The 26,512-nt window shown below is 68.6% G+C and carries 28 protein-coding genes; 21 read left to right on the forward strand and 7 right to left on the reverse strand.

The features are described from left to right. Positions 1–87 precede the first annotated feature (87 nt). Positions 88–960, forward strand: a complete 873-nt coding sequence (locus AC07OZ_RS22405; RefSeq protein WP_495469270.1) for a ribose-phosphate diphosphokinase — start codon at positions 88–90, stop codon at positions 958–960. Between the two features lie 128 nt (positions 961–1,088). Here the strand turns inward: AC07OZ_RS22405 and gpmA are convergent, their stop codons facing one another. Next, positions 1,089–1,832, reverse strand: a complete 744-nt coding sequence (gpmA, locus tag AC07OZ_RS22410; protein WP_297526590.1) for a 2,3-diphosphoglycerate-dependent phosphoglycerate mutase — start codon at positions 1,830–1,832, stop codon at positions 1,089–1,091. Positions 1,833–2,040: 208 nt separating this feature from the next. Here gpmA and AC07OZ_RS22415 point away from each other — a divergent pair, with 208 nt between their 5' ends. From AC07OZ_RS22415 to AC07OZ_RS22450, 8 genes are all read left to right on the forward strand, one after another. Next, entirely contained in the window at positions 2,041–3,249 is a 1,209-nt protein-coding gene (locus AC07OZ_RS22415) for a porin (protein WP_495469271.1), read from the forward strand. Positions 3,250–3,270: 21 nt separating this feature from the next. Beyond that, positions 3,271–3,699 (forward strand): type 2 periplasmic-binding domain-containing protein, encoded by a 429-nt coding sequence (locus AC07OZ_RS22420; protein ID WP_331615564.1) that lies wholly within the window; start codon positions 3,271–3,273, stop codon positions 3,697–3,699. A 152-nt stretch (positions 3,700–3,851) separates the two neighbouring features. Further along, a complete protein-coding gene (locus AC07OZ_RS22425; protein ID WP_495469272.1) occupies positions 3,852–5,366 on the forward strand; it encodes a methyl-accepting chemotaxis protein in 1,515 nt (504 codons plus the stop codon). Between the two features lie 184 nt (positions 5,367–5,550). Further along, positions 5,551–5,970: a rhodanese-like domain-containing protein gene (locus AC07OZ_RS22430; protein ID WP_495469273.1), complete on the forward strand. Its 420-nt coding sequence runs from the start codon at positions 5,551–5,553 to the stop codon at positions 5,968–5,970. A gap of 73 nt (positions 5,971–6,043) precedes the next feature. Beyond that, the gene (gene grxC, locus AC07OZ_RS22435) at positions 6,044–6,301 is read left to right on the forward strand and encodes a glutaredoxin 3 (protein ID WP_495469274.1); all 258 of its coding nucleotides are present in this window, start codon (positions 6,044–6,046) and stop codon (positions 6,299–6,301) included. 120 nt (positions 6,302–6,421) lie between these two features. Next, positions 6,422–6,892, forward strand: a complete 471-nt coding sequence (gene secB / locus AC07OZ_RS22440) for a protein-export chaperone SecB (RefSeq protein WP_495469275.1) — start codon at positions 6,422–6,424, stop codon at positions 6,890–6,892. Between the two features lie 102 nt (positions 6,893–6,994). After that, entirely contained in the window at positions 6,995–8,005 is a 1,011-nt protein-coding gene (locus tag AC07OZ_RS22445) for an NAD(P)H-dependent glycerol-3-phosphate dehydrogenase (protein ID WP_495469405.1), read from the forward strand. Beyond that, positions 7,999–8,976 carry a Bug family tripartite tricarboxylate transporter substrate binding protein gene (locus tag AC07OZ_RS22450; RefSeq protein ID WP_495469276.1) on the forward strand — a complete coding sequence of 326 codons (978 nt, stop codon included), beginning with the start codon at positions 7,999–8,001 and terminating at the stop codon, positions 8,974–8,976. Before AC07OZ_RS22445 ends, AC07OZ_RS22450 begins: the two co-directional genes overlap by 7 nt. Before the next feature lie 6 nt (positions 8,977–8,982). Here AC07OZ_RS22450 and trmL read toward each other — a convergent pair whose 3' ends face one another. Both trmL and AC07OZ_RS22460 read right to left on the reverse strand, forming a co-directional pair. Beyond that, positions 8,983–9,453 carry a tRNA (uridine(34)/cytosine(34)/5-carboxymethylaminomethyluridine(34)-2'-O)-methyltransferase TrmL gene (gene trmL, locus AC07OZ_RS22455; protein WP_495469277.1) on the reverse strand — a complete coding sequence of 157 codons (471 nt, stop codon included), beginning with the start codon at positions 9,451–9,453 and terminating at the stop codon, positions 8,983–8,985. A 24-nt stretch (positions 9,454–9,477) separates the two neighbouring features. After that, positions 9,478–9,966, reverse strand: coding sequence for a ComF family protein (locus tag AC07OZ_RS22460; protein ID WP_495469278.1), 489 nt, complete (start codon positions 9,964–9,966; stop codon positions 9,478–9,480). Positions 9,967–10,254: 288 nt separating this feature from the next. Here AC07OZ_RS22460 and AC07OZ_RS22465 point away from each other — a divergent pair, with 288 nt between their 5' ends. The 7 genes from AC07OZ_RS22465 to AC07OZ_RS22495 all read left to right on the forward strand — a co-directional run bounded on the left by AC07OZ_RS22465 (position 10,255) and on the right by AC07OZ_RS22495 (position 16,375). Continuing rightward, the gene (locus AC07OZ_RS22465; RefSeq protein WP_495469279.1) at positions 10,255–11,172 is read left to right on the forward strand and encodes a biotin synthase; all 918 of its coding nucleotides are present in this window, start codon (positions 10,255–10,257) and stop codon (positions 11,170–11,172) included. A 279-nt stretch (positions 11,173–11,451) separates the two neighbouring features. Beyond that, the gene (coxB, locus tag AC07OZ_RS22470) at positions 11,452–12,636 is read left to right on the forward strand and encodes a cytochrome c oxidase subunit II (RefSeq protein WP_495469280.1); all 1,185 of its coding nucleotides are present in this window, start codon (positions 11,452–11,454) and stop codon (positions 12,634–12,636) included. Positions 12,637–12,768: 132 nt separating this feature from the next. After that, the gene (gene ctaD / locus AC07OZ_RS22475; protein ID WP_495469281.1) at positions 12,769–14,400 is read left to right on the forward strand and encodes a cytochrome c oxidase subunit I; all 1,632 of its coding nucleotides are present in this window, start codon (positions 12,769–12,771) and stop codon (positions 14,398–14,400) included. Positions 14,401–14,413: 13 nt separating this feature from the next. Further along, the gene (locus AC07OZ_RS22480; protein ID WP_297529912.1) at positions 14,414–14,533 is read left to right on the forward strand and encodes a cytochrome oxidase small assembly protein; all 120 of its coding nucleotides are present in this window, start codon (positions 14,414–14,416) and stop codon (positions 14,531–14,533) included. Then, on the forward strand, positions 14,530–15,171 hold the full coding sequence (locus AC07OZ_RS22485; RefSeq protein WP_495469282.1) for a cytochrome c oxidase assembly protein: 642 nt from the start codon (positions 14,530–14,532) through the stop codon (positions 15,169–15,171). The genes AC07OZ_RS22480 and AC07OZ_RS22485 overlap by 4 nt, the downstream gene beginning before the upstream one ends. A gap of 39 nt (positions 15,172–15,210) precedes the next feature. Further along, on the forward strand, positions 15,211–15,465 hold the full coding sequence (locus tag AC07OZ_RS22490) for a DUF2970 domain-containing protein (protein WP_495469283.1): 255 nt from the start codon (positions 15,211–15,213) through the stop codon (positions 15,463–15,465). Positions 15,466–15,490: 25 nt separating this feature from the next. Beyond that, the gene (locus AC07OZ_RS22495) at positions 15,491–16,375 is read left to right on the forward strand and encodes a cytochrome c oxidase subunit 3 (RefSeq protein ID WP_495469284.1); all 885 of its coding nucleotides are present in this window, start codon (positions 15,491–15,493) and stop codon (positions 16,373–16,375) included. Positions 16,376–16,435: 60 nt separating this feature from the next. Here AC07OZ_RS22495 and AC07OZ_RS22500 read toward each other — a convergent pair whose 3' ends face one another. Further along, positions 16,436–16,645, reverse strand: a complete 210-nt coding sequence (locus AC07OZ_RS22500; protein ID WP_297529916.1) for a DUF2909 domain-containing protein — start codon at positions 16,643–16,645, stop codon at positions 16,436–16,438. 67 nt (positions 16,646–16,712) lie between these two features. On the opposite strand from AC07OZ_RS22500, the gene AC07OZ_RS22505 reads away from it, so the two are divergent. From AC07OZ_RS22505 to AC07OZ_RS22525, 5 genes are read left to right on the forward strand one after another with little or no spacing between them, the layout of a single operon-like run. Next, positions 16,713–17,507: an SURF1 family protein gene (locus AC07OZ_RS22505; RefSeq protein ID WP_495469285.1), complete on the forward strand. Its 795-nt coding sequence runs from the start codon at positions 16,713–16,715 to the stop codon at positions 17,505–17,507. Next, on the forward strand, positions 17,500–18,216 hold the full coding sequence (locus tag AC07OZ_RS22510; protein ID WP_495469286.1) for an SCO family protein: 717 nt from the start codon (positions 17,500–17,502) through the stop codon (positions 18,214–18,216). The genes AC07OZ_RS22505 and AC07OZ_RS22510 overlap by 8 nt, the downstream gene beginning before the upstream one ends. Positions 18,217–18,235: 19 nt before the next feature. Continuing rightward, positions 18,236–19,435 carry a COX15/CtaA family protein gene (locus AC07OZ_RS22515; RefSeq protein ID WP_495469287.1) on the forward strand — a complete coding sequence of 400 codons (1,200 nt, stop codon included), beginning with the start codon at positions 18,236–18,238 and terminating at the stop codon, positions 19,433–19,435. Next, complete coding sequence (gene cyoE / locus AC07OZ_RS22520; RefSeq protein WP_495469288.1) at positions 19,432–20,340, forward strand: heme o synthase; 909 nt, start codon at positions 19,432–19,434, stop codon at positions 20,338–20,340. Before AC07OZ_RS22515 ends, cyoE begins: the two co-directional genes overlap by 4 nt. A gap of 43 nt (positions 20,341–20,383) precedes the next feature. After that, the gene (locus AC07OZ_RS22525; RefSeq protein WP_495469289.1) at positions 20,384–21,004 is read left to right on the forward strand and encodes an SCO family protein; all 621 of its coding nucleotides are present in this window, start codon (positions 20,384–20,386) and stop codon (positions 21,002–21,004) included. A gap of 68 nt (positions 21,005–21,072) precedes the next feature. Here the strand turns inward: AC07OZ_RS22525 and rpoH are convergent, their stop codons facing one another. The 3 genes from rpoH to AC07OZ_RS22540 form a co-directional block, all read right to left on the reverse strand. Next, entirely contained in the window at positions 21,073–21,987 is a 915-nt protein-coding gene (gene rpoH, locus AC07OZ_RS22530; RefSeq protein ID WP_495469290.1) for an RNA polymerase sigma factor RpoH, read from the reverse strand. A gap of 157 nt (positions 21,988–22,144) precedes the next feature. Then, positions 22,145–24,961: an ATP-binding protein gene (locus tag AC07OZ_RS22535; RefSeq protein WP_495469291.1), complete on the reverse strand. Its 2,817-nt coding sequence runs from the start codon at positions 24,959–24,961 to the stop codon at positions 22,145–22,147. Positions 24,962–25,049: 88 nt separating this feature from the next. Next, positions 25,050–26,465, reverse strand: coding sequence for an efflux transporter outer membrane subunit (locus AC07OZ_RS22540; protein WP_495469406.1), 1,416 nt, complete (start codon positions 26,463–26,465; stop codon positions 25,050–25,052). Between the last annotated feature and the right edge of the window lie 47 nt (positions 26,466–26,512).

Here is a 26,512-nt window from a genome sequence, read left to right on the forward strand (position 1 = left end):
CCCCCATCCCCCACCTGCCGGGCTCAGTTCGCCCAGCCCGGGTATGCCGGATGCCCTGGGGGGCCGGATTGGTGCGAGGATCCGCCGATGCTGCTTTGTTTCGACGATGAAAAGGAGTTGGCCACGCGCCTGGCGCGTGAGCTGGGGCGTCCGCTCGGCGTGATCACGCGCCACCGATTTCCGGATGGGGAACTTCGCCTGGTCCTACCCAAGCCCTTGCCGTCCGACGTCATCGTGCTGCGGGGTTTGCAGCACCAGCCGAACGATCGCCTGGTCGAACTGCTCATCGCCGCTCCGGCCGCGCGCGGCTGGGGCGTGCGGCATCTGATGCTGGTGGCGCCGTACCTGGCCTACATGCGGCAGGACATGGAGTTCACCCCCGGCGAGGCGGTGAGCCAGCGGCACATCGCCGCACTGCTGTCGACGCAGTTCGATCGCGTGGTGACGGTGGACCCTCATCTGCATCGCATCGCGAGCCTGGACGAGGTCATGCCCAAGGGGAGGGGCGTCGCGCTGTCGGCGGCGTCGCTGCTGGGGCGCTTCATCGCGGCGCAGGTGCCGGGGGCGGTGCTGGTCGGTCCGGACGAGGAGTCCGGTCAATGGGTCGCCGAAGCGGCGCGTGCCGCCAAGCTCGAACATGCGATCGGCCGCAAGGTGCGTTTCGGCGACACGCAGGTGCAGCTCGCCTTTCCGGATCTGGAGGTGCGCGGTCGCGCGGTGGTGTTGCTCGATGACATGGCGTCGACCGGCAGGACGCTGATCGGCTCCGCGCGCGAGGCGCTGGAGCGCGGAGCGGCCAGCGTGGATGTCGCGGTCACGCATGCGCTGTTCAACGGTGATGCGTTGTCGGCGCTGCGCGCGGCCGGCGTGCGTCATGTCTGGAGCAGCAACGCGGTCCCGCACGAGAGCAACGCCGTCTGCATCGCGGAACTGCTGGCGACGGCCTTGCGGCGGAAGTAGGTCGCGCCTTCGCGCGACACGGCGTCTCGCCCGCCATTAACGACAAAGCCCGGCAGTGCCGGGCTTTCGTTCTTCTGCGTCAGCACTCCGCGCCACCACGCGTGGCGCAGGCCGACGTCGCCGGAACCTTATGCCTTGCCCTGGTTCGCCACCGCCGCCGCGGCCTTGGCGGCGGCTTCGGCGTCGCCCAGGTAATAGCTCTTGATCGGCTTCAGGTCCTTGTCCAGTTCGTAGACCAGCGGAATGCCATTGGGAATATTCACGCCAACGATGGCTTCGTCGGCGATGCCGTCCAAATACTTCACGAGGGCCCGGATCGAGTTGCCGTGGGCCGCGATCAGCACGCGTTGGCCCGACAGAATCGCGGGTGCGATCTGTTCGTTCCAGTAGGGCAGCACGCGGGCCACGGTGTCTTTCAGGCACTCGGTCAGCGGAATGTCCGAGGGCTGCAGTCCGGCATAGCGGATGTCGCCGCGCTCGCTGCGCGGGTCCGACGCTTCCAGCGCCGGCGGCGGGGTGTCATAGCTCCGGCGCCAGACGAGCACCTGCTCGTCGCCGTACTGCTTGGCCATGTCCGCCTTGTTCAGACCCTGAAGGCCGCCGTAGTGGCGTTCGTTCAGGCGCCAGCTGTGCTTCACCGGCAGCCATTGGCGATCCATCTGATCCAGGCAATGCCACAGGGTCCAGATGGCGCGCTTGAGCACCGAAGTGTGGGCCACGTCGAAATCGACACCGGCTTCCTTCAGCAGACGGCCCGCCTGCTTGGCCTGCTCCACCCCGGTGGGCGTCAGATCCACGTCGGTCCAGCCGGTGAAGCGGTTCTCGAGATTCCAGGTCGATTCGCCATGGCGAATCAGCACGAGCTTGTACATGGGTCTTGGATGGGTTCGTGAGGTTTGGCCGGGTTCCGGCAGGCCCGGCGGATTCTAGAGGCAGCCCTCCAGGGCCCCCGCCTCAAGAAGCCTTCCGCAGGGCCGACAACTGCTTTCGCACCGGGCGAAAGGCGCACCCGCGCCCCAGCTTGGTTCGTCAAAAGAACACGCTCGTTTTGGGCATTCACGCTGTACAGGAGTACTTGCAATGATGGTGGTGAAGAACTTGCGCATGACGCCGATGGCGCTCGCGTTGGTGGTTTTCGGCGCGCAGGCGCAGGGCCAGTCGGACTCGATGTTCTCGTTCTCCGGCTTCGGCACGGTCGGTCTGACCGGCACGACCAAGGACGGCGCCGAGTACGTCATCCCTGGCCAGGTCCACGGCGCCGACAAGACGGTCAGCGGCGAGGTCGACAGCAAGCTGGGCCTGCAGGGCACGGCGAAGTTCAACTCGCAGTTCTCGGCCACCGTGCAAGTGCTGACCAAGCAGACCGGCAAGGGCGACTGGACGCCGCAGGTCGAATGGGCTTTCGCCAAGTGGCAGGCCACGCCGGGTCTGGCGATCCGCGCCGGCCGCATCGGCGCGCCGTTCTTCGCGGTCTCCGATTTCCGTGACGTGGGTTATGCCAACACTTGGCTGCGTCCGCCGATCGATGTCTACGGCCAGGTGCCGGTGAGCCACTTCGACGGCGCCGACGTGAACTGGACGACGCAGGTCGCCGGCAAGACTGTCTCGCTGCAGGCTTTCGGCGGCGAAGCGTCGTCGTACGTGCGCCAGACCAAGCTCGAGATCAAGAAGATGGTCGGCGTGAACGCCACCATCGAACTGGCCGATGGTCTGAACCTGCGCGTCGGCCATGCGCAGGGCAAGCTGACCGCGCACAGCGCCACGGTCAGTTCGCTGGTCGGCGCGCTGCGTCAGACGCCGTTCGCCTCGGTTGGCAACGAGATCGACCCGACCGACAAGGACGCCAGCTTCTCCGGCGTCGGCCTGAGCTACGACGAAGGCCAGTGGGTCGTCGCCGCCGAGTACACCAAGCGCCGCAACGACTCGTTCGTGCCGGACACCACCGGCTGGTACACGACGGTCGGCTACCGCGTCGGCAAGTTCACGCCGTACGCGACGCTGTCGCAGCAGAAGACCGACAGCAGCAACGTCAACAACACGATCCCGGGCACGGTCGTCGTGGGCGGCCTGCCGCTGCGCGCCGTCGTGGACGCAGTCACCGCCGCGCAGAGCACGCCGCAGAAGACCATCGGCCTGGGCGTGCGCTGGGACGCCTGGCGCAACATCGCCATCAAGGCGCAGTACGACAGCATCAAGACCACCGGCGCCGGCCAGTTCTACAACGTCCAGCCGGGCTTCAACAACGAGCGCGTCGGCGTCTACAGCGTCGCCGTCGACTTCGTGTTCTAAGCATCAGAAGAAGAGGCCCCCATGCAGTTCAACATGATCAAGCCCGTGATCGGGGCGGCGCTGTTCGCCGCCGCCGTGGCCGCGCAGGCGCAAGTCGCCGTCGTGGTCAATCCGAAGAGCCCCGTCGCCAGCATGACCGCCGACCAGGTCGCGAGCATCTTCCTGGGCAAGTCCAACCAGTTGCCCAACGGCAGCGCCGCTCAGGCGGTGGACCTGCCCGACAGCGCCGCGGCGCGCGAGCAGTTCTATTCGAAGGCCACCGGCAAGTCCTCCGCGCAGGTGAAGGCCGCCTGGTCGCGCCTGGTGTTCTCGGGCAAGGGCACGCCGCCGAAGGAACTCGGCAGCGCGGCGGACGTCAAGAAGTTCGTCGCCGCGAATGCCGATGCCATCGGCTACATCGAGAAGTCGGCGGTCGACGGCTCGGTGAAGGTGGTGCTCAGCGTCGATTGACGTGCGCGCCCGGGCGGTCTCGAGGCCGCCAGCGCCCACCGGCGTGAGTCCGCGCAGACGGACCGGCCGGTCGGCGCACCGGTGCCCTGCGCAGAGCGGGCATCGCCGACCTGGGGAGGTCGTTGGAGACACTGGATGAATTGGAGTCAGGCATGAACTTGAAGACCCGTATCGCGATGCTGCCCGTGCTGGCGGCGATCGTTTTCGCGGTGGGCATCGCGGTGGTGCTGTTCTTTTCGTCGCGGACCTCGGGCGCGATCCACGCGCTGGGCGAGGCCGACTATCCGTACCTCGTGGCCACCAACCAGGTGGCCGCGCAACTCGAGGCGCTCGGCGGGACGATCCAGTCCGCCGTCGCGGAAGGTGAGAAGAAGCGTCTGGACGAAGCCGCCGAACGCGCCGCCGCGATGCGCAAGGTGATCGCGGCGATCAAGGCGATCCCGGGCCGCGCCGATGCCGGCGCGAAGCTCGAGAGCGGCTTCGAGGCCTACTACGCCGCCTCGGTCGAGACGGCCCAGCTGTTCCTCGGCATCAAGCAGGGCGACCAGGCGGGGTCGATTCCCAAGATGCAGGCCGCGCAGAAAGCGCTGGAGCAGACGCTCGCCGACGCGCGTGCCGACGCGAAGACGACCTTCGACGCGACGCTCTCCAGCGCCGAGAAGGGCGTCGGCTCCGGCCTGTGGGCGACGGTGCTGAGCGGTCTGATCGTCGTCGTGTGCCTGGGCGCGGGCTCGTGGCTGCTGATCGCGAGCGTGTGGCGCCAGCTCGGCGGCGAGCCGGAGTACGCCCGCGACGTGATGCGCCAGATGGCCGAGGGGGACCTCTCGCAGATCATCCGCGTCGCGCCGGGTGCCGAGGCCAGCCTGCTGGCGGCCGTGCGCGACATGTCGCGGGGCCTGTCCGCGATCGTCGGCAACGTGCGCAGCGGGACCGACTCGATGACCGTGGCCTCGCGCGAGATCGCCGCGGGCAACCAGGACCTGTCGATGCGGACCGAGAAGCAGGCCGGCTCGCTGGAGCAGACCGCGTCCAACATGCAGCAGCTGACCGAAACCGTGCGCCAGAGCGCCGACGCGGCCAGCCAGGCGAACCAGCTGGCTGGCAGCGCGGCGACCGTCGCGAAGAAGGGCGGCGAGGTGGTGGGGCAGGTCGTCTCGACGATGGACGAGATCAGCGCGAGCTCGCGCAAGATCGGCGACATCATCGGCACCATCGACGGCATCGCGTTCCAGACCAACATCCTGGCCTTGAACGCGGCGGTCGAAGCGGCCCGCGCGGGCGAGCAGGGGCGCGGCTTCGCGGTCGTGGCGAGCGAAGTGCGCTCGCTGGCCCAGCGCAGCGCCGAGGCGGCCAAGGAGATCAAGTCGCTCATCGGCGCGAGCGTGACCCGCGTCGAGGCCGGTTCGCGCCTGGTGCAGGACGCGGGCGCGACGATGGAGGAGATCGTGGCCAGCGTGCAGCGCGTCTCCGACATCATCAGCGAGATCACCGCGGCCTCGGCTGAGCAGAGCCAGGGCATCGGCCACGTCAACGAGTCGGTGGTACAGCTCGACCAGATGACGCAGCAGAACGCGGCGCTGGTCGAGCAGGCCGCCGCTGCCGCCAACAGCCTCGAGCAGCAGGCCCGTGCATTGCAGTCCGCAGTCTCGACCTTCAAGCTGAACTGAAGCACGAACCGGTCCGCACGACTCGGTCCGAGTCGGCGGAAGCCGGGGCGGGGCCGACGATTTGTGGAGCCTGCGAGACGTATGAGGAGGCCCCGCCCCGGCTTCCGCCGGCGAGCGGTGTCAGCGATCCCAGGGCGCCTTCCTATAATCGTCGGCTTTTGCATCCAACCGAACGGGCCCCGCCTTGAAGTTCCTGATTGAAAACTGGTATCTCGTGCTGTCGGCCCTGGTGTCGGGCGGCCTGCTGCTGTGGACATCGATGCGCGGCAAGGCAGGCGGCGTGCCGACGGCCGAGGCGGTGCGCCTGGTCAACCGCGAGAAGGGCGTGCTGGTCGATGTGAGCGAGCCGGAGGAGTTTGCGGCCGCCCACGCGAAGGGCGCCCGCAACGTGCCGCTGTCGACCCTGACTGGCACGGACGTCCCGGTCAAGCAACTGCCCAGCAACAAGGCCCTGCCGGTGGTGCTGATGTGCAAGACCGGCGCACGCGCGCAGCGCGCCGCTGGCATCCTCCAGAAACAGGGCTACGCGAACGCGGTCGCTGTCCAGGGCGGCCTGACCGCCTGGCGCGAGGCGAGTTTGCCCGTCGAGACGTCCGCGGCCTGACCGCCCTGGCGACCGCGCCGGCATCCTGATTGCCGGTAGAGGGACGCTCGACACGATTCTTGGAGAACTGGCGATGGCCGCCGTGAAGATGTATACGACCCTGGTCTGCCCGTACTGCGTGCGGGCCAAGCACCTGCTCAAGCAGCGGGGCGTGGACCAGATCGAGGAAGTCCGCGTGGACCTGGATCCGTCGCAGCGCGACGCGATGATCCAGCAGACCGGACGCCGCACGGTGCCGCAGATCTTCATCGGCGAGACCCATGTCGGCGGTTGCGACGACCTGTACGCGCTGGACCAGCGCGGCGGTCTGCAACCCTTGTTGCAGGCCTGAAACCTCGCCACCCGAAGTCGTCGCCGTTCTCCGGAAACCCCTCACCGGACTGTCGCGAACGCTCGGTCATAATGCCCGCCACGGCTCGCCGCTGGCGGGCTTTTTCATTTGGATGACCCCATGGCCGACGACAACAACGCTCCCGTGTTCCAGATCCAGCGCATGTACCTGAAGGACCTGTCGCTGGAGCAGCCCAACGCCCCGGCGATCCTGCTGGAGCAGGCCCAGCCGCAGGTCGACATCAAGCTTTCGCTGGCCGCCGAACCGGTCGCCGAGGGCCTCTTCGAAGTCAGCGTCACCGCCACCGTCACGACGACGGTGCAGGACAAGACCCTGTTCCTGATCGAAGCCAAGCAGGCCGGCATCTTCGAGATCCGCAACCTGCCGCAGGATCAGCTCGAAGGCATCCTGGCGATCGTCTGCCCGCAGATGATCTACCCGTACCTGCGCGCCATCGTGTCGGACGTCTGCACCCGCGCGGGCTTCCCGCCGGTGATGCTGACGGAAGTGAACTTCCAGGCGATGTTCGAGGCCCAGCAGCAGCAACTGGCCGCCAGCGGCCAGACCAACGGCGAAGCGATGCCGAACTGAACCTCGGGTTCATGAACGCGCCGGCCTCGCGGACCTGTCCGCCGGCCGGCGTGTTTCATTGCGAATGTCTTCTCTTTCGAATCGACCATGACTGCTCCGCGCATGAAGATCAGCGTACTCGGCGCCGGTGCCTGGGGCACGGCGCTGGCGATCGCGGCGAGCGCGCGCCATGAGGTGACGCTGTGGGCGCGCGACGTCGACGCGATCGCCGCGATGCGCGCCGACCGTCGCAATGTCCGCTACCTGCCCGATTCGCCGCTCCCGGCGACGCTGGGCCTGACCGATGACCTCGACGGCGCGCTCGCGCATGGCCGCGACGGCCTCATCGTCATCGCGACGCCGATGTCGGGCCTGCGCGGCATGCTGGCGCAGTTGCCGGCCGGGGCGCGGGCGCAGTGGCTGTGCAAGGGCTTCGAAGCCGGTACCGGCCTGCTGGGCCATGAGATCGCCCGCGAGGTCGCACCGCAGCTGTCCACCGGCATCCTGTCGGGCCCCAGCTTCGCGCAGGAGGTGGCCGCGGGCCAGCCGACCGCGCTGGTGTCCGCATCCGGCGATGCGGCGCTCGCGCAACTGGGCGTGTCGGCTTTCCACAGCGAACGGCTGCGTGTGTATTCGTCGGCCGATCCTGTCGGCGTCGAAGTCGGCGGCGCGGTGAAGAACGTGATGGCGATCGCCGTTGGCATTGCCGATGGGTTGCGGCTCGTTGCCGAGGCGAAGGGCGTGAAGGGCCCCGGCCTCAACGCCCGCGCTGCGTTGATCACGCGAGGACTGGCGGAGATGCAGCGGCTCGCGCTCGCGCTCGGCGCGCAGCAGGAAACCTTGCTCGGGCTCGCGGGTCTGGGCGACCTCGTGCTCACCGCCACCGGCGATCTGTCGCGCAACCGTCGTGTCGGCCTGCTGCTCGCCGAGGGCCTGGACCTGCCCGGCATCCTCGTGAAGCTGGGCCACGTCGCCGAAGGCGTCTACAGCGCGCCGACCGTGCTGGCGCGCGCACAGCGTGCCGGTGTCGACATGCCGATCACCGCCGCGGTCGTCGAGGTCCTGGAGGGCCGCATGACCACGCATGAAGCCCTGGACGCGCTGATGGGGCGCCAGGCCAAGTCCGAGTGGTGAATCGCCGCGAGCTCGTCGCCGCAGCCGTGGCCGCGTTTGGCGCGTTGCCGCTGTGCGGTCGGGCGGCGACGCCGTGGCCGTCGCGGCCGATCCGACTCGTCGTGCCGTTTCCCGGCGGAAGTTCGCCGGACCTGATCGCGCGTTATCTCGCCGAGCCGCTCGCGCAGGCGCTCGGCCAGCCGGTCGTCATCGACAACAAGCCGGGCGCCGGCGGCAACATCGGCACCGGCGCGGTCGCGAAGGCGGCGCCTGACGGCCACACGCTGCTGTTCACGATCCAGGGGCCGTTGATCACGGCCCCGCTGCTGGCGAAGTCCTTGCCCTACGACCCGCAGCGCGATCTGCGCGCGGTCAGCTTCATCGCGAGTTCGCCGAATGTGCTCGTCGTGCCGCCGTCACTCGGCGTGGACACGCTCGCGCAGTTCGTCGCGCTCGCGAAGCAGCGCGCGGGCGCGCTGAACTACGGCAGCATCGGCATCGGCAGTGCGGCGCACCTGGCGATGGAGTCCTTCATCGCACGCGCCGGACTGAAGCTGGTGCACGTGCCGTATGCCGGCTTTCCGCAGGTCGTCAACGCGATGCTCGCCGGCCAGATCCACGCAGGGTTCATGGTGCCGGCGATCGCGATGCCGCAGGTCAAGGCCGGGAAGCTGAAGGCGCTGGCGGTGACCAGCGCCGGGCGCTTCGGCGCACTCGCGGAACTGCCGACCGTGGCGGAGTCTGGCTATCCCGGCTTCGAGGCCACGTCGTGGCAGGCGCTGCTCGCGCCGGCCAGTACGCCGGACGCCATCGTGCGTCGCGTGGCCGACGAGGTGATCCGCATCGTCCGCAGCGACGCTTTCCGGCGCGAGCTGCTGCCGCTCTACTTCAGCGCGGCGGGCACGTCGCCCGAAGGGCTGGACAGCCTCATGAGCGACGAGCGCAAGCGCTGGGGCGCGCTGATCAGGCAGTTGAAGCTGGAACGCGAATAGCGTTGCTCAGACGCCGTCGACGTAGCCGTTCTGCCGCCACGCCTCGAACACCGCCACCGCCACCGCGTTGCTGAGGTTCAGGCTGCGCTGGCCATCGCGCATCGGCAGGCGCACGCGTTGCTCGAGCGGGAAGCTGTCGCGCAGCGCCGTCGGCAGGCCCGCCGTCTCGCAGCCGAAGACCAGCCAGTCGCCGGGCTTGAGCGCGACCGACGGCAGCAGCCGGCTGCCACGCGTGGTGAAGGCGAACATCCGCGTCGCATCGGGCTGCTCGGCAGCGATGAAGCGTTCCCAGTCCGCATGACGCAGCACGGGCGCGTACTCGTGATAGTCGAGTCCGGCGCGCTGCAGCAGCTTGTCTTCCATCGAGAACCCCAGCGGTTCGATCAGATGCAACCGGCAGCCGGTGTTGGCCGCGAGCCGGATCACGTTGCCGGTGTTGGGCGGGATCTCCGGATGGACCAGCACGATGTTGAACATGGAGTGAAGCTCTTTCGACAGGGATCAAGGCGTGCGCGCGGCGACCCAGGCCTGCACGTCGCGGGCGCCCGCGCGGCGCAAGGCCAGCGCAGCCTCGTGCAGCGTGGCGCCGCTGGTCATGACGTCGTCGACGACCGCGACCCGCAGCCCGTGCACCGGCTTCACGACGGCGAACGCGCCGCGCAGGTTGCCGCGGCGCTCGTCGAGCGGCAGTTGCGCCTGCTGGTCGGTGTTCCGCACGCGCATCAGCGTCAGCGCGCAAAGGCGGGATTGTCGCTCGACCTCCGGCGGCTGCGGCAGCACAAGGCGGCGCGCAATCTCGTGCGCCTGGTTGTAGCCGCGCTCGCGCAAGCGCTGCGCGGACAGCGGGATCGGCACGATGAGATCGGGCGGCTCGATGGGCGCGAGCGCCAATGCGCCTGACAAGCGAGCCGCGAGCAACGGGGCGTGTTCGAGCCGCTCGCCGAACTTCAGCCCGAGCAGCAGACGGTCCCACGGGAACAAGTAATCCATCGCCGTGACGCATCGTGACAACGGCATTGGATGCGACGCGCAGCGCCCGCATCGCATCGCGTCCGTGGCGCGCGTACCGGCCGGCAGCCGAAGGGCGCAGAGCGCGCAACGCGATCCCGTGTCGACGGGATGCTCGCCCTCGCAGTCCTCGCACAGCGGCCCCCGGCACCAGCGTCGGCAGAACGCGCACTGCCCCGGCCAGAACCGCGCAAGGCCGCTGGCCATCGAGGATCGCGCCAATGCCCGGCGCCGGAACAGGTCAAGCATGGCCGCCTACAATCCCGCCCCATGACTGGAGATGAGGCCTTGCCGCCGAGCACACAGCAGATCGATGCGGGCGCGGCGCTCCGGCAGCGCCGTCGCCTGGCCACGTCGGACCAGGCCCCGTGGCTGCATCAGGAAGTGGCTTCGCGCATGCTGGACCGGCTGCCGGTGATCCGCCTCCAGCCGACGGCCGTGCTGCAGAGCCGCCCGTCGATCGGCGGCGGCGACGAAGGCCTGCGCCAGCACTACCCGCAAGCGACGCAGCTGTGGCTGGAACCTGATGCCGAGGTGCGCGCGCTGCTCGCGCAGCGGCTCAAGCGCGGCTTCATGCAATCGATGGTGGACAAGCTGCGCGGCAGCGCGCCGACCGAGCTCATCACCGAGCCGCCCGCCGGCGCCGCGCAACTGGCGTGGTCCAACATGGAACTGCACGCCGAGGCCGACAAACCCGAACTCGTGAAGCGCTGGCACGCTGGCCTGGCGGTCGAGGGCTGCCTGATGTTCTCGTGCCTCGGCCCCGACAGCTTCATCGAACTGCGCCCGATCTTCGCCCGCGAGGGCTGGGGGCCGCCGGCACCGGACTGGGTCGACATGCACGACCTCGGCGACCTGCTGGTACACGCGGGCTTCGCCGATCCGGTGATGGACCAGGAACATCTGCGCCTCACCTGGGGGTCGCCGCAGGACCTGCTGCGCGATCTGCGCGCACTCGGCGGCAACCTCGCGCCGGCGCGTCTGCGCGGTCTGCGCACGAAAGCCTGGCACGAGCGGCTCCTGCGCGCGCTCGAGTCCTTGCGCGGCGCCGACGGCCGCCTGTCGCTGAGCATCGAACTGGTCTACGGCCATGCGTTCAAGCCTCAACCGAAGGTGAAGATCGCGGCCACCACCGAGGTCTCGCTGGACCAGATGCGGGCGATGGTGCGCGGCGCGGGCAAACACTGACCCCCATCCTTCGCGGGCTCGGCTAGCCCCGCGCTTTCAGAGGGCGAGAGCGCACCATTCTGCGGGTAATCCTGGGCGGTTCAGCCCGCTGCGCCCAGTCATAGTGCGCCAGGGGGGTGGGCTAGAATCCGCCCCCGACTGGAGTACGTCTGCTGGCCCCGTAGGTTTCCGCCATCGCTTGGCGCCGGAGCCCGCGCTACGAGCGGGCTCGAGCGCCGAAGCCGCCTGGAGGAGACCTGGGTGACAAGAGCTTGAGAAAGACTGGATAAAGAGACGACCATGACGATTGAACACAGTTGTGTGCAACTGGGGCGCCGCTGCAGCCAGCTCGCGTTCGGCCTGACGGCCGCGCTGGCCAGCCAGGTCGCCTTGGCGGTCAACGACCTCCCCGGAGGTCCGGCCGTCAACCAGCTGAATCTGCACCCGCCGGTCACCAAGATCGCGCATGAGCAGATGTGGCTGCACAACATGATGCTGATCCTCTGCCTGGCGATCTTCATCGCCGTGTTCGGAGTCATGTTCTATTCGGTCTTCAAGCACCGGAAGTCCAAGGGCGCCGTGCCCGCGAACTTCCACGAGAGCGTGAAGGTCGAGATCGCGTGGACGGTCGTGCCCTTCATCATCGTCATCCTGATGGCGCTGCCCGCGACCAAGGTCGTCGTGGCGATGAAGGACACCACCAATTCCGACATCACGATCAAGGCCACCGGCTACCAGTGGAAGTGGGGCTACGACTACCTGAAGGGCGAGGGCGAGGGCATCGGCTTCGTCTCGACGCTGGACGCCTCGCACCGTGCGCTGTCGGACTCCGGCCACCCCGGCCAGGTCGACAACTACCTGCTCAAGGTCGACAACCCGCTGGTCGTGCCGGTCGACAAGAAGATCCGCATCATCACGACCGCCGACGACGTCATCCACGCGTGGATGGTGCCGGCCTTCGGCGTCAAGCAGGACGCGATCCCGGGCTACGTCCGAGACACCTGGTTCAAGGCCGAGCAGGTCGGCGACTTCTACGGCCAGTGCGCCGAGCTCTGCGGCAAGGAGCACGCCTACATGCCGATCCACGTCAAGGTGCTCAGCGCCAAGGACTACAGCGCCTGGGTCGGCGAGGAACAGAAGAAGATCGCCGCCAAGGCGGACGATCCGAGCAAGGTCTGGACGATGGACGAGCTGCAGGCCCGTGGCCAGAAGCTGTTCGACGCCAACTGCGCGGTCTGCCACAAGGCCGACGGCAAGGGCGCGGGCCAGTTCCCGGCGCTGGACGGCTCGGCGATCGTGAAGGCCGACGACCATACCCAGCAGCTCCACCTGGTGCTGAACGGCAAGGGCCAGATGCCGGCCTGGAAGACGGTGCTCAAGGACAGCGAGATCGCCGCCATCGTCACCTATACGAAGAACGCCTGGTCCAACAAGACCGGCCAGATCGTGCAGCCGTCGGAAGTCGTCGCGGAACGGGCCAAGTGACGCGCGGGCCGAGGTGCTTCACTCGCCTCGGCGCCACGACCTTGACCCGCTCCTGACGCGACCGTTGCCGCCGAAGCTGCTTGATCGATTGAATGCCAGCTCGCACCCGCGACTAGCCACCGAGGATTTGACATGAGTGCAGTGCTCGACCACCCGACCGGTCATGCCCATGACCATGACGATCACCACGACCATCACGCCCCGACGGGCTGGCGGCGCTGGGTCTTCGCGACGAACCACAAGGACATCGGCACGATGTACCTGCTGTTCAGCTTCACGATGCTGATGGTCGGCGGCATCCTGGCGCTGTGCATCCGTGCCGAGCTGTTCCATCCGGGCCTGCAGTTCTTCAATCCTGAGCTGTTCAACCAGTTCACGACGATGCACGGCCTGATCATGGTGTTCGGCGCGATCATGCCGGCCTTCGTCGGCTTCGCGAACTGGATGATCCCGCTGCAGATCGGCGCGGGGGACATGGCCTTCGCGCGGATGAACAACTTCAGCTTCTGGCTGATGATCCCGGCGGCGCTGATGCTGGTGGGCTCGTTCTTCATGCCCGGCGGCGCGCCGGCGGCCGGCTGGACGCTCTACGCGCCGCTGACGCTGCAGATGGGCCCGTCGATGGACGCCGGCATCTTCGCGATGCACATCCTGGGCGCGTCCTCGATCATGGGCTCGATCAACATCATCGTGACCATCCTCAACATGCGCGCCCCCGGCATGACGCTGATGAAGATGCCGATGTTCGCGTGGACCTGGCTGATCACCGCCTACCTGCTGATCGCGGTGATGCCCGTGCTGGCCGGCGCGATCACGATGACGCTGACGGACCGCCACTTCGGCACCAGCTTCTTCACACCCGCGGGCGGCGGCGACCCGGTGATGTACCAGCACATCTTCTGGTTCTTCGGCCACCCCGAGGTCTACATCATGATCCTGCCGGCGTTCGGCATCGTGAGCCAGATCGTCCCGGCCTTCGCCCGCAAGCGCCTGTTCGGCTACGCCTCGATGGTGTACGCGACGGCCTCGATCGCGATCCTGTCCTTCATCGTGTGGGCGCACCACATGTTCGCCACCGGCATGCCGGTCACGGGCCAGCTGTTCTTCATGTACGCGACGATGCTGATCGCGGTCCCGACCGGCGTGAAGATCTTCAACTGGCTGGCGACGATGTGGCGCGGCTCGATGACCTTCGAGACCCCGATGCTGTGGGCCGTCGGCTTCATCTTCGTGTTCACGATGGGCGGCTTCACGGGCCTCATCCTGGCGGTCGCACCGGTCGACATCCAGCTCCAGGACACCTACTACGTGGTGGCCCACTTCCACTACGTGCTGGTTGCCGGCTCGCTGTACGCGCTGTTTGCCGGCGTTTACTACTGGGGTCCGAAGTGGAGCGGCGTCATGTACTCGGAGACGCGCGGAAAGATCCACTTCTGGGGCTCGCTGATCTTCTTCAACCTGACCTTCTTCCCGATGCACTTCCTCGGCCTGGCCGGCATGCCGCGACGCTACGCCGACTACCCGATGCAGTTCGCCGACTTCAACGCGGTGGCCTCGATCGGCGCCTTCGGCTTCGGGCTGATGCAGGTCTACTTCTTCCTGTTCGTGGCCGTCCCGATGATGCGCGGCAAGGGCGCGAAGGCGCCGCAGAAGCCGTGGGAAGCCGCTGAAGGCCTGGAGTGGGAAGTGCCGTCGCCGGCGCCGTTCCACACCTTCGAGACGCCGCCCAAGCTCGACGTCACGGCCACGAAGATCATTGCCTGATCGGGAGCGAGCGATGTCGCCGACGCCCGAGCAACGCAAGAGCAACCTGCGCCTGGCGCTGATCCTGGCCAGCGTGGCCGCGATCTTCGGGATCGGCTTCGTGGTCAAGATCGCGTTCCTCGGGGTGTCATGAGCAACGCGACCCCACGCGCCCGCTGGATCCGCCGCGAGAACCTGCGGATGACCGGCAAGCTGCTGGTCGTGGTGGCGGTGATGTCGTGCTTCGGCTACGCGCTGGTGCCGATGTACCGCGCGATCTGCACGGCGCTGGGCATCAACGTGCTGTCGCTGTCGGAGCGCCAGCACGCGGTACGCGCCGAGGACGTGAAGAACACGCAGATCGACTACAGCCGGACGATCTCGATCGAGTTCGACGCCAACGCCCGCGGCCCGTGGGACTTCAAGCCGGCCACGCGCCACCTGACGGTCCATCCGGGCGAGCTGACGACGGTGATGTACACCTTCCAGAACATCCAGACGCGGACCATGTCGGCGCAGGCGATCCCGAGCTACGCGCCCAAGCAGGCGACGCCGTATTTCAACAAGCTGGAGTGCTTCTGCTTCAACGAGTACACGCTGACGCCGGGCGAGCAGAAGGAGTGGCCGGTGGTGTTCGTCATCGACCCGAAGATCCCGAAGGACGTGCGCACGATCACGCTGTCGTACACCTTCTTCGAGGTCGCGGGGAAGGGCAAGGCGCAGGCGAACCTGTCGGCGCCGACCACGGTGAAGACGCCGGCGGGCGAAGTGAAGATCCAACCCGGCGCCTGAGCGGCGGGTGGTGCGGAACGACGATAGACGACGATGTAGATGATGTCCGATGACCTGAAGCCGGGCGAGGATCTGAAGCAGGCGATGCAGCGCAAGGGGTCCTTCTGGGCCACGCTGCGCGCGGTGGCCTGGTCCTTCTTCGGCGTGCGCAAGGGATCGGATTATGAGAAGGATGTATCGCAGCTCAATCCGCTGCACGTGATCGTGGCGGGCGTCATCGCCGCGGCCCTGTTCGTGGTCGGATTGATCCTGCTGGTCCGCTGGGTGGTGAGCAGCGGTGCGGCAATGAACTGAGAACCGAGTTCGAGGAGAAGAACGCATGTCGGCAACGACGACTCATGGCAACACGCCTTATTACTTCGTGCCCAGCCCGTCGCGGCATCCGGCGATGGCCGCGTTCGGCCTGTTCTGGGTGATCCTGGGCGCGGGCCAGTGGGTCAACGGCCACGACTGGGGCAAGTGGTCGCTGCTGTTCGGGCTGCTGTGGTGGGCGTTCACGCTCAAGCAGTGGTTCGGCGACGCGATCCGTGAAAGCGAGACCGGCCAGTACAGCGACCGCATCGATCTGTCGTTCCGCTGGAGCATGGGCTGGTTCATCTTCTCGGAGGTGATGTTCTTCGCGGCCTTCTTCGGCGCGCTGTTCTGGTCGCGCGGCTACAGCATCCCGACGCTGGGCAGCCTGGACAACGCGCTGCTGTGGCCGGACTTCAACGGCCTGTGGCCCAGCGTCGCGGCGGGCGCGACGGCCTCGCCGGCCGGCACGGTGGACGCGTTCGCGACGATGGGCCCGTGGCCGATCCCGACGATCAACACCGCGCTGCTGCTGACCTCGGGCATCACGCTGACCATCGCGCACCATGCGCTGATCGCCGGCCAGCGCGCCAAGACGATCGCGTGGATGTGGATCACCGTGATCCTGGGCGTGACCTTCCTGGGCTTCCAGGGCTACGAATACCTCCACGCGTACCACGAGCTCAACCTGAAGCTGAACTCGGGCATCTTCGGCTCGACCTTCTTCATGCTGACGGGCTTCCACGGCTTCCACGTGTTCGTCGGCATGCTGATGCTGCTGTTCATCACGCTGCGGCTGATGAAGGGGCACTTCACGCCGGACCGCCACTTCGGCTTCGAGGGCGCGGCCTGGTACTGGCACTTCGTGGACGTCGTGTGGCTGGGCCTCTACGTCATCGTCTACTGGATGTGACCGCGCCGCGCGGCACACAATGAAGAAGCGCCGCTCGAAGCGGCGCTTTTTATTTCCCGATTACTTCCCGATAGGCAGGCCCGTGGGGTGGATCCACCCCATCCAGGCGCTGAAGAGGATGAACAGGAACAGCGCCACCGACAACCCGACGCGCACCGCCAGCGCGCGGGCCATGGTGGCCTTGCCCTTCTGCTTGCGCAGCATCAGGATGCCGGCCGAGAAGAGCGCGGCCAGGATGCCGATGAACGCGATGAGGACGATGACTTTCATGGCGGACGATTATTCCCATCCGGCCCCCTCGGGGCCATCGGGCCGGGCCCGAAGGCGTCACGCCGTCGTGGTGATCGCGACGATCGCCGGCGTGGCGGCGGCGCTGTCGCTCGGGGCCTGGCAACTCGATCGGGCCGATCAGAAAAAGACGATGCAGCGGGCGATCGACGAACGCGGGCAGGACGCCCCGCTCGCGACGGCCGCGCTGCCGCGGGCGGACCAGCCGCCGCCGCCCGCGCTCGAACACCGCCGCGCGACGCTCACGGGTCAGTGGGACTCGGCGCACACGGTCTACCTCGACAACCGCGTGATGGACGGCCACGCCGGTTTCTACGTGGTCACGCCGCTGAAGCTCGCCGGCCGCAACGATGCGATCCTGGTGCAGCGCGGCTGGGGGCCGCGCAACGCGGCGCAGCGCGAGGCGCTGCCGCCGGTGTCGACGCCGACGGGCGAGGTGCGGATCGAGGGCCGCCTGGCCGCCTCCGTGTCGAAGGCCTATGCGCTGGGCCGGGACGCGGAGACGGGGCCGATCCGGCAGAATGTGGACCTCGCGGCCCTGCAGGCCGAAACCGGTCTGCGACTGCTGCCGCTGGTGCTGCTCCAGACGGAGCCGGACCGGGTGGCGCCGCCTGGCGGCGCGGCTCCCGCAGCGGCCCCGGCAGCGGAAGCCGCCGACGGTCTGCACCGCCACTGGCCGCCGCCCGCGGTGGATGTCCACAAGCATTACGGCTACGCATTTCAATGGTTTGCGCTCGCGGCGCTGATCCTGGGTCTTTATGTCTGGTTCCAAGTCCTCGCTCCCTACCGCGCTGGCCGAGCCGCCCGTGCCACCAAGGTCTCCGATGAACAGCGTGATGCGTGACGAACACGACCATGGCCGCGATGCCGCTCCCGCGCCCATCGACACGCCGCTGCCCCCGGACGGTCCGGTGACGATGGCGGTGCATTCGCTGCCGGTGCCCGACCTCGATCCGCCCAAGCGCACGCGCTGGACGCTGTGGCTGGTGATGCTGGTCTGTGCGGCGCCGGTGATCGCGTCCTACTTCAGCTTCTACGTGCTGGACCTGCGCGGCCGTGCCTACAGCGACCTGATCACGCCGACGCGCGATCTGCCGGCCGCGATGGCGCTGACGACGCTGCAGGGCGCGCCGGTGGCGGCCGAATCGCTGAAGGGGCAATGGCTGCTGACCTACGTGCCGGACCGCGCCTGCGACGAGGCCTGCGAGCGCATGCTCTTCATGCAGCGTCAGCTGCGCGAGATGCTTGGCAAGGACCGCGACAAGCTCGACAAGCTGGTGCTGCTGCCCGACGACGTCACGCTGACGCCGGCGCAGATCGACGCGCTGACCGGTCACGGCGCGCCGGCGACGGTATTGCGCGCGCCGCGCGCCGCGATCGAAGGCTGGCTGATGGCCGCGCCCGGCCGCCGGATGGGCGAGCACCTGTTCCTGGTCGATCCGATGGGGCGCTGGATGCTGCGCTCGCCGGCCACGCCGGAACCGTCGGCGCTGAAGAAGGACCTCGAGCGTCTCATGCGCGCCAACGCCGGCTGGGACAAGCCGGGCCGATGATGACGAGGACGGCCCGCGCATGAACGGATTGGCGATCGGTTTCGATTTCGAGCCGCTGCTGGAGCTGCTGGCGATGGCCGCGCTCGTCGGCGCGGTACCGCTGGTCTGGTGGCAGTGGCGTCATCGCGGTGACGCCGCGGCGAAGCGCCTTCGCGCGCTGACGGTGCTCGCGACCTTCCTGACCTTCGACCTGATCCTGATCGGCGCGCTGACGCGGCTGACCGACTCCGGCCTCGGCTGCCCGGACTGGCCGGGCTGCTACGGCAGCGCCTCGCCGATGGGCGCCAAGGCCGAGATCCTCGCCGCGCAGACGGCGATGCCGACCGGCCCGGTGACGCACGGCAAGGCGTGGATGGAGATGCTGCATCGCTACATGGCGGGCGGCGTCGGTTTCCTGCTCGTGGTGCTGGCGGTGCTGAGCTGGTGGATCTGGTGGCGCGGCCGCCGCACTGGCGAGGCCACGCCATCGCCGTGGTGGGCGACCTTGTCGCTGGTCTGGATCCTGGTGCAAGGCTTCTTCGGCGCCTGGACGGTGACGATGAAGCTGTTCCCGGCGATCGTGACGACGCACCTGCTGCTGGCGCTCGGCTTGTTGATGCTGCTGGCCTGGCAAGCGGAGTCGTACGCGCCGAAACCGCTCGCGTGGCCTGCCGGCCTGAGACGTGCGTTCATGGCCTTCACGGCACTGGCGATCGCGCAGGTGGCGTTGGGCGGCTGGGTCAGCACGAACTACGCGGTGCTGGCCTGCCAGGACTTCCCGACCTGCCAGGGACAATGGCTCCCGCCGACCGACTTCGAACACGGCTTCACGCTGTGGCGCGAGCTGGGGCGCGGTGCCCACGGCGGCTGGTTGCCGTTCGAGGCGCTGACGGCGATCCACCTGGCGCATCGCGGCGGCGCGATGATCGTGTTCGCCGCATTGCTGGCGCTGGCCTGGGCCCTATGGCGCCAGGGCGGCACGGGCACCGGTGGCGATGGTCTCGAGGCCCGGCGCTGGGCGCGCCGCCTGCTGGCGGTCGGTGCCTGGCAACTGGCCTCCGGCCTTTCCAACGTGGTGCTGGGGTGGCCGCTGGTGGCCGCGCTGGCCCATACCGGCGGCGCCGCGGCGCTGCTGCTGATGTGTGCGATCGTGCTGGCGCGGCTGCGTGCCGGCCGGACGACAACTGTGATTGAGCCGGTGCCCGTGCGCGCCGGCATCCTGACGATGGGTTCGAAATGAGTTCCGCGACGCAGGCCGCCATGCCCTCCCGCTGGTGGCAGTTCTACCAACTGACCAAGCCCCGGGTCGTGCAGCTGATCGTGTTCTGCGCGTTCATCGGCATGGCGCTGGCGATCCCCGGCCTGCCGCAAGGCGAGGAGTGGGTGCGGCTGATCGCCGGCATCGCCGGCATCTGGCTGGTGGCCGGTGCGGCGGCGGCGTTCAACTGCCTGATCGAGCAGCACATCGACGCCAAGATGAAGCGCACCGCTTGGCGTCCCACCGCGCGCGGCGAGCTCAGCCGCAACCAGACGCTGCTGTTCTCCGGCGGACTGTGCGCGCTGGGGTCCGCGATCCTGTACGTGCTGGTGAATCCGCTGACGATGTGGCTGACCTTCGCGACCTTCGTCGGCTACGCGATCATCTACACGATGATCCTGAAGCCGATGACGCCGCAGAACATCGTGATCGGCGGCGCGTCGGGGGCGATGCCGCCGGTGCTGGGCTGGGCGGCGATGCGCGGCGACCTGGGCTCCGAAGCCTGGCTGATGTGCCTGATCATCTTCCTGTGGACGCCGCCGCACTTCTGGGCGCTGGCCTTGTACCGCAGCGAGGATTACCGCAAGGCCGGACTGCCGATGCTGCCGGTGACGCACGGCAACGAGTTCACCCGGCTGCAGATCTTCCTCTACACCTGGATCCTGTTCGCGGCGACCCTGCTGCCCTTCCTGACGGGCATGAGCGGCTGGATCTACCTGGCCGCGGCCATCGTGCTGGGGCTGATGTTCTGCCATCACGCGTTCAAGCTGTGGAAGGCGTATTCGGAAGCGCTGGCGCGCAAGACCTTCATGTTCTCGCTCCTGCACCTGTCGCTGCTCTTCGGCGCGCTGCTGCTGGATCACTACGTCAGTCCCTGGATCAGCTGAGCTGACTCGGACCTCGGGACCTTCTTTCGGATCGGATGTGCGGATGATCTCGCGACGTTCTCTCGGACTCGGCGCCCTGGGCGCACTCGGCGCAGCGACGCTGCTGTCGGGCTGCGACAAGCTGGGCTTTTCCTCGGCGCCCAAGGCCAGCTTCCAGGGCGTGGACCTGACTGGCGCGGCCTACGCGCGTGGCTTCAGCCTGCCCGACCAGAACGGCAAGACCCGCACACTCGAAGACTTCAAGGGCAAGGTCGTGGTGGTGTTCTTCGGCTTCACGCAATGCCCGGATGTCTGCCCGACCACGCTGGCCGAACTGGCACAGGTCAAGAAGGCCCTCGGGCCCGATGGCGACAAGGTCCAGGGCGTGTTCGTCACCGTCGATCCGGAACGCGACAAGCCCGAACTGCTGAAGGCCTACCTCGAGAGCTTCGACCCCGGCTTCGTCGCGCTGCGCGGCACGCCGGAGCAGCTCAAGGAGACGGCCAAGGAGTTCAAGATCTACTACGCCAAGGTGCCCGGGAAGACACCGGACAGCTACACGATGGACCACACGGCGGCGAGTTTCCTGTTCGACCCTCAAGGGCGGGTGCGGGTGTTCTCTCGCTACGGCGCGGGGGCGTCGGCGTTGATGGGCGACATCAAGGCGTTGATCGCCGGCCAATGAAGACGAAGGCCCCGCATCGCGGGGCCTTCGTCATGGCGCGTCGATCAGGTGATCGAGCGACTCTCCGATCAAGCGGCTTCCGCCACCATCGCCTTGCGCATCTTCTTCATCGCGGCGACTTCGATCTGCCGGATGCGTTCCGCGGAGACGTTGTACTCGGCGGCCAGCTCATGCAGCGTCATGCCGCCGGAGCCGTCGTCGTTGACGTTCAGGTAGCGCTCCGTCACCACGCGGCGGCTGCGGTCGTCGAGCAGGTCGAGCGCCTTCTGCAGACCGTCCGTGGCCAGCCGGTCGCGCGACTTGGATTCGATCACCCGCGTCGGTTCCTGCGTGTCGTCCGCCAGGTAGGCGATCGGCGCGAAGGTCTCGCCGTCGTCGTCGGTCTGCGGCTCCAGGGCCACGTCGCCGCCGGACAGGCGCGTCTCCATCTCGACCACGTCCTCGGGCTTGACGTTGAGCTCCTCGGCCACCAGGGCGATCTCGGCTTCCGTCAGCGAGGTGCGCTGCTGGTTCTCGGCGTGTTCCTTCAGCGCGTGCTTCTTCGAGCGCAGGTTGAAGAACAGCTTGCGCTGCGCCTTGGTCGTCGCGACCTTGACCATGCGCCAGTTCTTCAGGATGTACTCGTGGATCTCGGCCTTGATCCAGTGCATCGCGTACGACACCAGCCGCACGTTCTGCTCCGGGTCGAAGCGCTTGACCGCCTTCATCAGGCCGACGTTGCCTTCCTGGATCAGGTCGCCCTGCGGCAGCCCGTAGCCCAGGTACTGGCGCGAGATCGACACCACCAGCCGCAGGTGCGACAGCACCAGCCGGCCCGCGGCGTCCACGTCGCCATGCGTCTTCAGACGCGTGGCGTAATCCTTCTCTTCTTCCGGCGTCAGCAGCGGGATGTGGTTGATCGCCGTGATGTACGCATCCAGGTTCCCTAGCGATGGCACCAGGGACCAGGGATCGCGGACCTTCAATGCAAGGGTGTTGGACATGTCTTCTTTGCTCCTGTATCGGGCCGGTCCTCCGACCCGACGCCGAAGATATTAGCACTCATGGGGGATGAGTGCTAAAGCGCCCGGAATCGGGTTGGTGAGCGGAGGGCTACCCCTGAAACCGAGTGTGAGCCTGCCGTCTTAGGACCAACTTAAGTCATTGATCTAGCGAAGAAATCGGCAGCTCAAAGCTGAACGTCGAGCCCTCGCCGGCGGTGCTGGTCACCCGCAGCCGGCTCCCCATCAACTCCAGCAGTCGCTGGGTGATCACCAGCCCGATCCCGGTGCCTTCGATCCCGCCGACCTCCCGGCCGAGACGGTTGAACGGCTGGAACAGCTGGGCCTTCTGCGCCTCGGTCAGCCCGGGACCGGTGTCGGTGACGCTGAGTTCAACCTGCGAATCCCCGACCCGCCGCGCCCGGAACCAGACGCGCCCGCCGTCGTGGTTGTACTTGACGGCATTGCTCAGCAGGTTGGTCAGCACCTGCTTGAGCCGGGTGGCATCGGCGCGCAGCCGGTCGAGGGCGGGGTCGAGTTCGACATCGACGGTCACCCCGCGCCGCTGGCGCTGGGTCTCGATCATCGCCAGGCTGTCCGACACGATCGGCGCCAGGTCCTGGTCGGCGATCGTCACGCGCAGGCCGCCGGCCTCCAGCCGCGAGAGGTCGAGCGTGTCGTTGATCATCTCCAGCAGATGCCAGCCCGACTGCTGGATCTGCGCCAGCCACCCGCGTTGCCGGGCGCTGAGCGCCGACTCCGGGTCCGACTCCAACAGCTGCGAGAAGCCCAGCATCGCGTTCAGCGGCGTGCGCAGCTCGTGGCTCATCCGGGAGAGGAACTCGTTCTTGGCGCGGTTGGCGGCGAGCTCGGCTTCATGGATGCGCTCCAGTTCCGCCAGGCGAAGCTGCTCGCCGATGTCCTCGACGACGCCCAGCAGCCGCGACGGCTGGCCTTGCGCGTCGCGCAGCAGGCTGACGGTGGCGCGGACGGTGATGACCTGACCCCCGGCGCCGAGGTAACGCTTGATGCGGCTGTAGCGCCCGAGCTCGCCCCGGATCAGCGCCATGCCCAGCCGGCTGTCCTCCGCGCGGTCCTCGGGATGGGTGATCGCCATGATCGACCGGGCGTGCAGCTGCTCGGCGCTCATGCCCAGCAGCTGGCAGAAGTAGGGGTTGATCTCCTGGGGCCGGGCATTGAGGTCGCAGGTGACGACACCGATCGGCGCGTTCTCGACGATGGTCCGGAAGCGCTCCTCGCTGGCGCGCAGGCGCTGGGTGGCCTCCTCCACGCGCCGCGCGACGCGCGCGGTGCTGCCGGTGACCGACAGCAGCAGCAGGCCCAGCAGCGCCGTCCCGATCAGCCCCGCGATCGCGAAGGGCAGGGCGGCGCTGCCGTCGAGCGCGGGCAGCCCCGTCGGGTTGTAGACGATCAGGCGCCACGCCCGGCCGGCGAAATCGAAGTCGCGCGACTGGCTCGGCAGCGCGGCGGGCAGGTGCAGGCAGCGTTCGTCGCCGGCCAGCAGCGGGCGACGGGTTCCGGCGGTAGTGTCGATCAGGCAGTAGTCGAGCCGCCCGGCGCGCGCTGGCAGTGCGTCGTGCAGCAGCGCTTCCGGGCGCAGCGTCGCGAAGGCCACGCCGGCCGGCCGGCGGGCACGGCCCGCGGCGTCGTGCGGATCCGTGGAGCCGCCCTCGTAGAGCGCGCGGTAGACCACGACGCCCATCAGCGTCACGCCCGCGTCCTGTGAGAGCGGGAAGCTCTCGCTGGCCGACGGCTGGCCGGTCGCCATCGCGCGTTCCTGCGCGGCGCGCGCCTGCGGGATGTTGCGGACGTTGGCGCCCAGCGCCGGCCGGTTGCGCGCGAACGGCGCGATGAGGCGGATCGGCAGCCGGTCTTCGGCGGGATCGGGGGTCAGGTCGCCCGGCCGGCGACGTTCGTAGACGCGATAACCGACATAACCGTCGGCCTGGGCCGCATGCTCGAAGGCGACCACATCTTTCGCGCGCACCAGCGGCGCCCAACCCACCGCGAACACGGCGCCGCCGGCGCGGGCCCGCTCGGCATGGGCGCGTTCGAAGTCACCGCGGCTGATGTCGGGCGCGACCAGCAGGAGGCTGTGGTTGGCCTCGAGCGCGTTCAGCGGCATCGACAGCGTGTCCGACAGCGAGTTCAAGGCGTTGACCGCCTCGAGGTCGAAGGCGTGGCGCCGTCGGCCCTCCTCGTTGCGGGCGACGTGCAGGGTGGCGCCGAAGAGCAGGGCGCACGCGACCAGCAGCGGCAAGGCGACGCTCATCCGCCGCGGCGCCCAGTGCCTGCGCGGCAGGCCGAACAGCGCCAGCGACACGGGCGCGCCGATCAGCACGCCGATCGCGTCGCCCACCCACCACGCGAACCAATGTCCGATCACCTGCGAGGGCCCGATCGCGCCGGTGATCCACAGCGCCGCGACGCCGAAGCTCGGGCCGACGAGGCAGGCGATGCCGGCTGTCGCGGCGAGGAAGCGCACGAGCTCGGCGGGCTCGCACAAGGGCGGCTGCTCGCCGGTCCAGCGCCTGGCGAGCCACGCCCCCAGCCACGCCTGCAGCGCGCCGCCAACGCCGACCAGCAAGGGCTGGAGCGGCTGGAGGTGCGAGCGTTCGATCCCGATCGTCAGGCTGACCGCCGCACCGCCGAGCGCGATGCCCGGCAGCACGGCCGGTCCCCAGCGCAGCGCGGCGGCGACCGCGAGGCCGGCGGCGGGATAGATCGGGGAAACGAAGTCCGGCGGCAGGATCAGCTTCAGCGCCAGGACGCCGAGCGCGGCGTAGGCCAGCGCGAGGGCCATGTTCAGCAACACCCGCGCGATCGTGCCGCCTGTGCCGCCCGGCGGCGGATCCCCACCGGCCTGCTCGAGCGCGAGCGCGATGGAAGCGGACGTGGCGGGCGCGGCGCCCGTGGTGCCGGAGGCAGACGGAGCGGGGGAGGGCGCGTCGGTCATGAACCCCAGCCTACCCCCGCCGTGACCCCGCCGATATGCCGGAATGCCCCCCGGATCGGGCGCTTGTCCGAGGAATCCAACGGGGACTTCAGGTCGGCAGGTTCCAGCCCAGGCCCAGGCTCTTCTGCAAGGCGACGAAATCCTTCAGCAGCGCGGACTGGCCGTCCAGCGCCTTCAATCGCGCGTCGGCGTCGCGGCGCTGCGCGTCGAGCAGGTCGATCTGGCTCGCGACGCCGGCCTGACGGCGTTGCCGCGTCAGGTCCAGCGACCGCGCCGTGGAGTCCTGCTGCGCGAGCAGGTGCTGCACCGACTGCCGCTGCCGGCCGAAGCGCGCCAGCGAGGTGTTGGCGTCCTGCAGCGCGCCGAGCACGGCGGCCCTGTAGTTGGCGACGGCCTCGTCGCGGCCCGCTTCAGCCTCGCGCACCGCGGCGGCCGTGCGGCCGAAGTCGAGGAAGTTCCAGCTCAGGTACGGCACGGCGGCCAGCGCCAGGTTGTCCGTGCGCAGCAGCTTGCCCGGCTCGGTGCCGGCGACGCCGAGGTTGCCCAGCAGGCTGAGCTTGGGGAAGTACTTCGCCTTCTCCTGGCCGATCTGCGCGGTGCGGCCGGCCAGGCGGCGCTCGGCCGCGCGGATGTCCGGACGGCGCTGCAGCAGCGACGCGGGATCGCCGATGGCGACGTTCTCCGGCACCTGTGGCAGCGCCTGTGGTTGCGCATTTGGCAGCACATCGGGCAGCGCGGGCGTGGCGGCGGCCAGTTGCTCATCGAGCGCGCCCGGCACCTGTCCCGTCAGCAGCGCGAGTCGGTCGAGCGAGGCGGCGATCTCCGCCGCCACATCGGCGAGCAAGGACTGCGTCGCTTCTGCCTGCTGGGCGCGTTGCTCGACGTCATCGGCCGTGGCGACGCCCTGATCGCGCCGCTGGCGCACGAGGGTCAGCGCCTGCGTGTCGACTGCGGCCGTGTCTCGCAACAGCGCCTGCCTGCGTTGCTGCGCGCGAAGGCCGACATAGGTGGAGGCGACCTCCGCCGTCAGCGACACCTGCGCGTCGGCGAGGTCCGCCACCACGGCCTGCGCCTGAGCCGAGGCCGATTCGATCGCGCGGCGCGTGCCGCCGAAGAGATCGACTTCCCAGGTCGCATCGAAGCCGACGCTGTAGAGATGGAGCGAGTTCTCGTGATCGGTGCCCGGGCCTTGCCAGACGCCCGCGCCGAGCGCCGACGCCGAGCCCTTCGGCCGACCGTTGGCCTCCTGTTCGTTGAACGCGGCGCGCGCGGATCGCAGGCGTGCCTGCGCGGCCTGCAGTGTGGGACTCTGGCTCAGGGCCTGCTCGACGAGCGCATCGAGCGTGGGGTCGCCCAGTGCGCGCCACCACTGCGCGGCGATAGGCGCGGCCGCATCGGTCACGTCGTCGCGCTTGTAGCGCGATTGCTGAAGGGCATCGGCCGCCACGACTGGCGCACCCTGATAGTCGGGGCCGACCGTCGTGCAGCCGGCGAGCAGCAGCATCGCCGCGGCGGCCGCCACGGCCGAGAGCGTCGTGAACGTGGTGAGCC

It is taken from the genome of Roseateles sp. GW821-FHT09G03, from assembly GCF_059416045.1.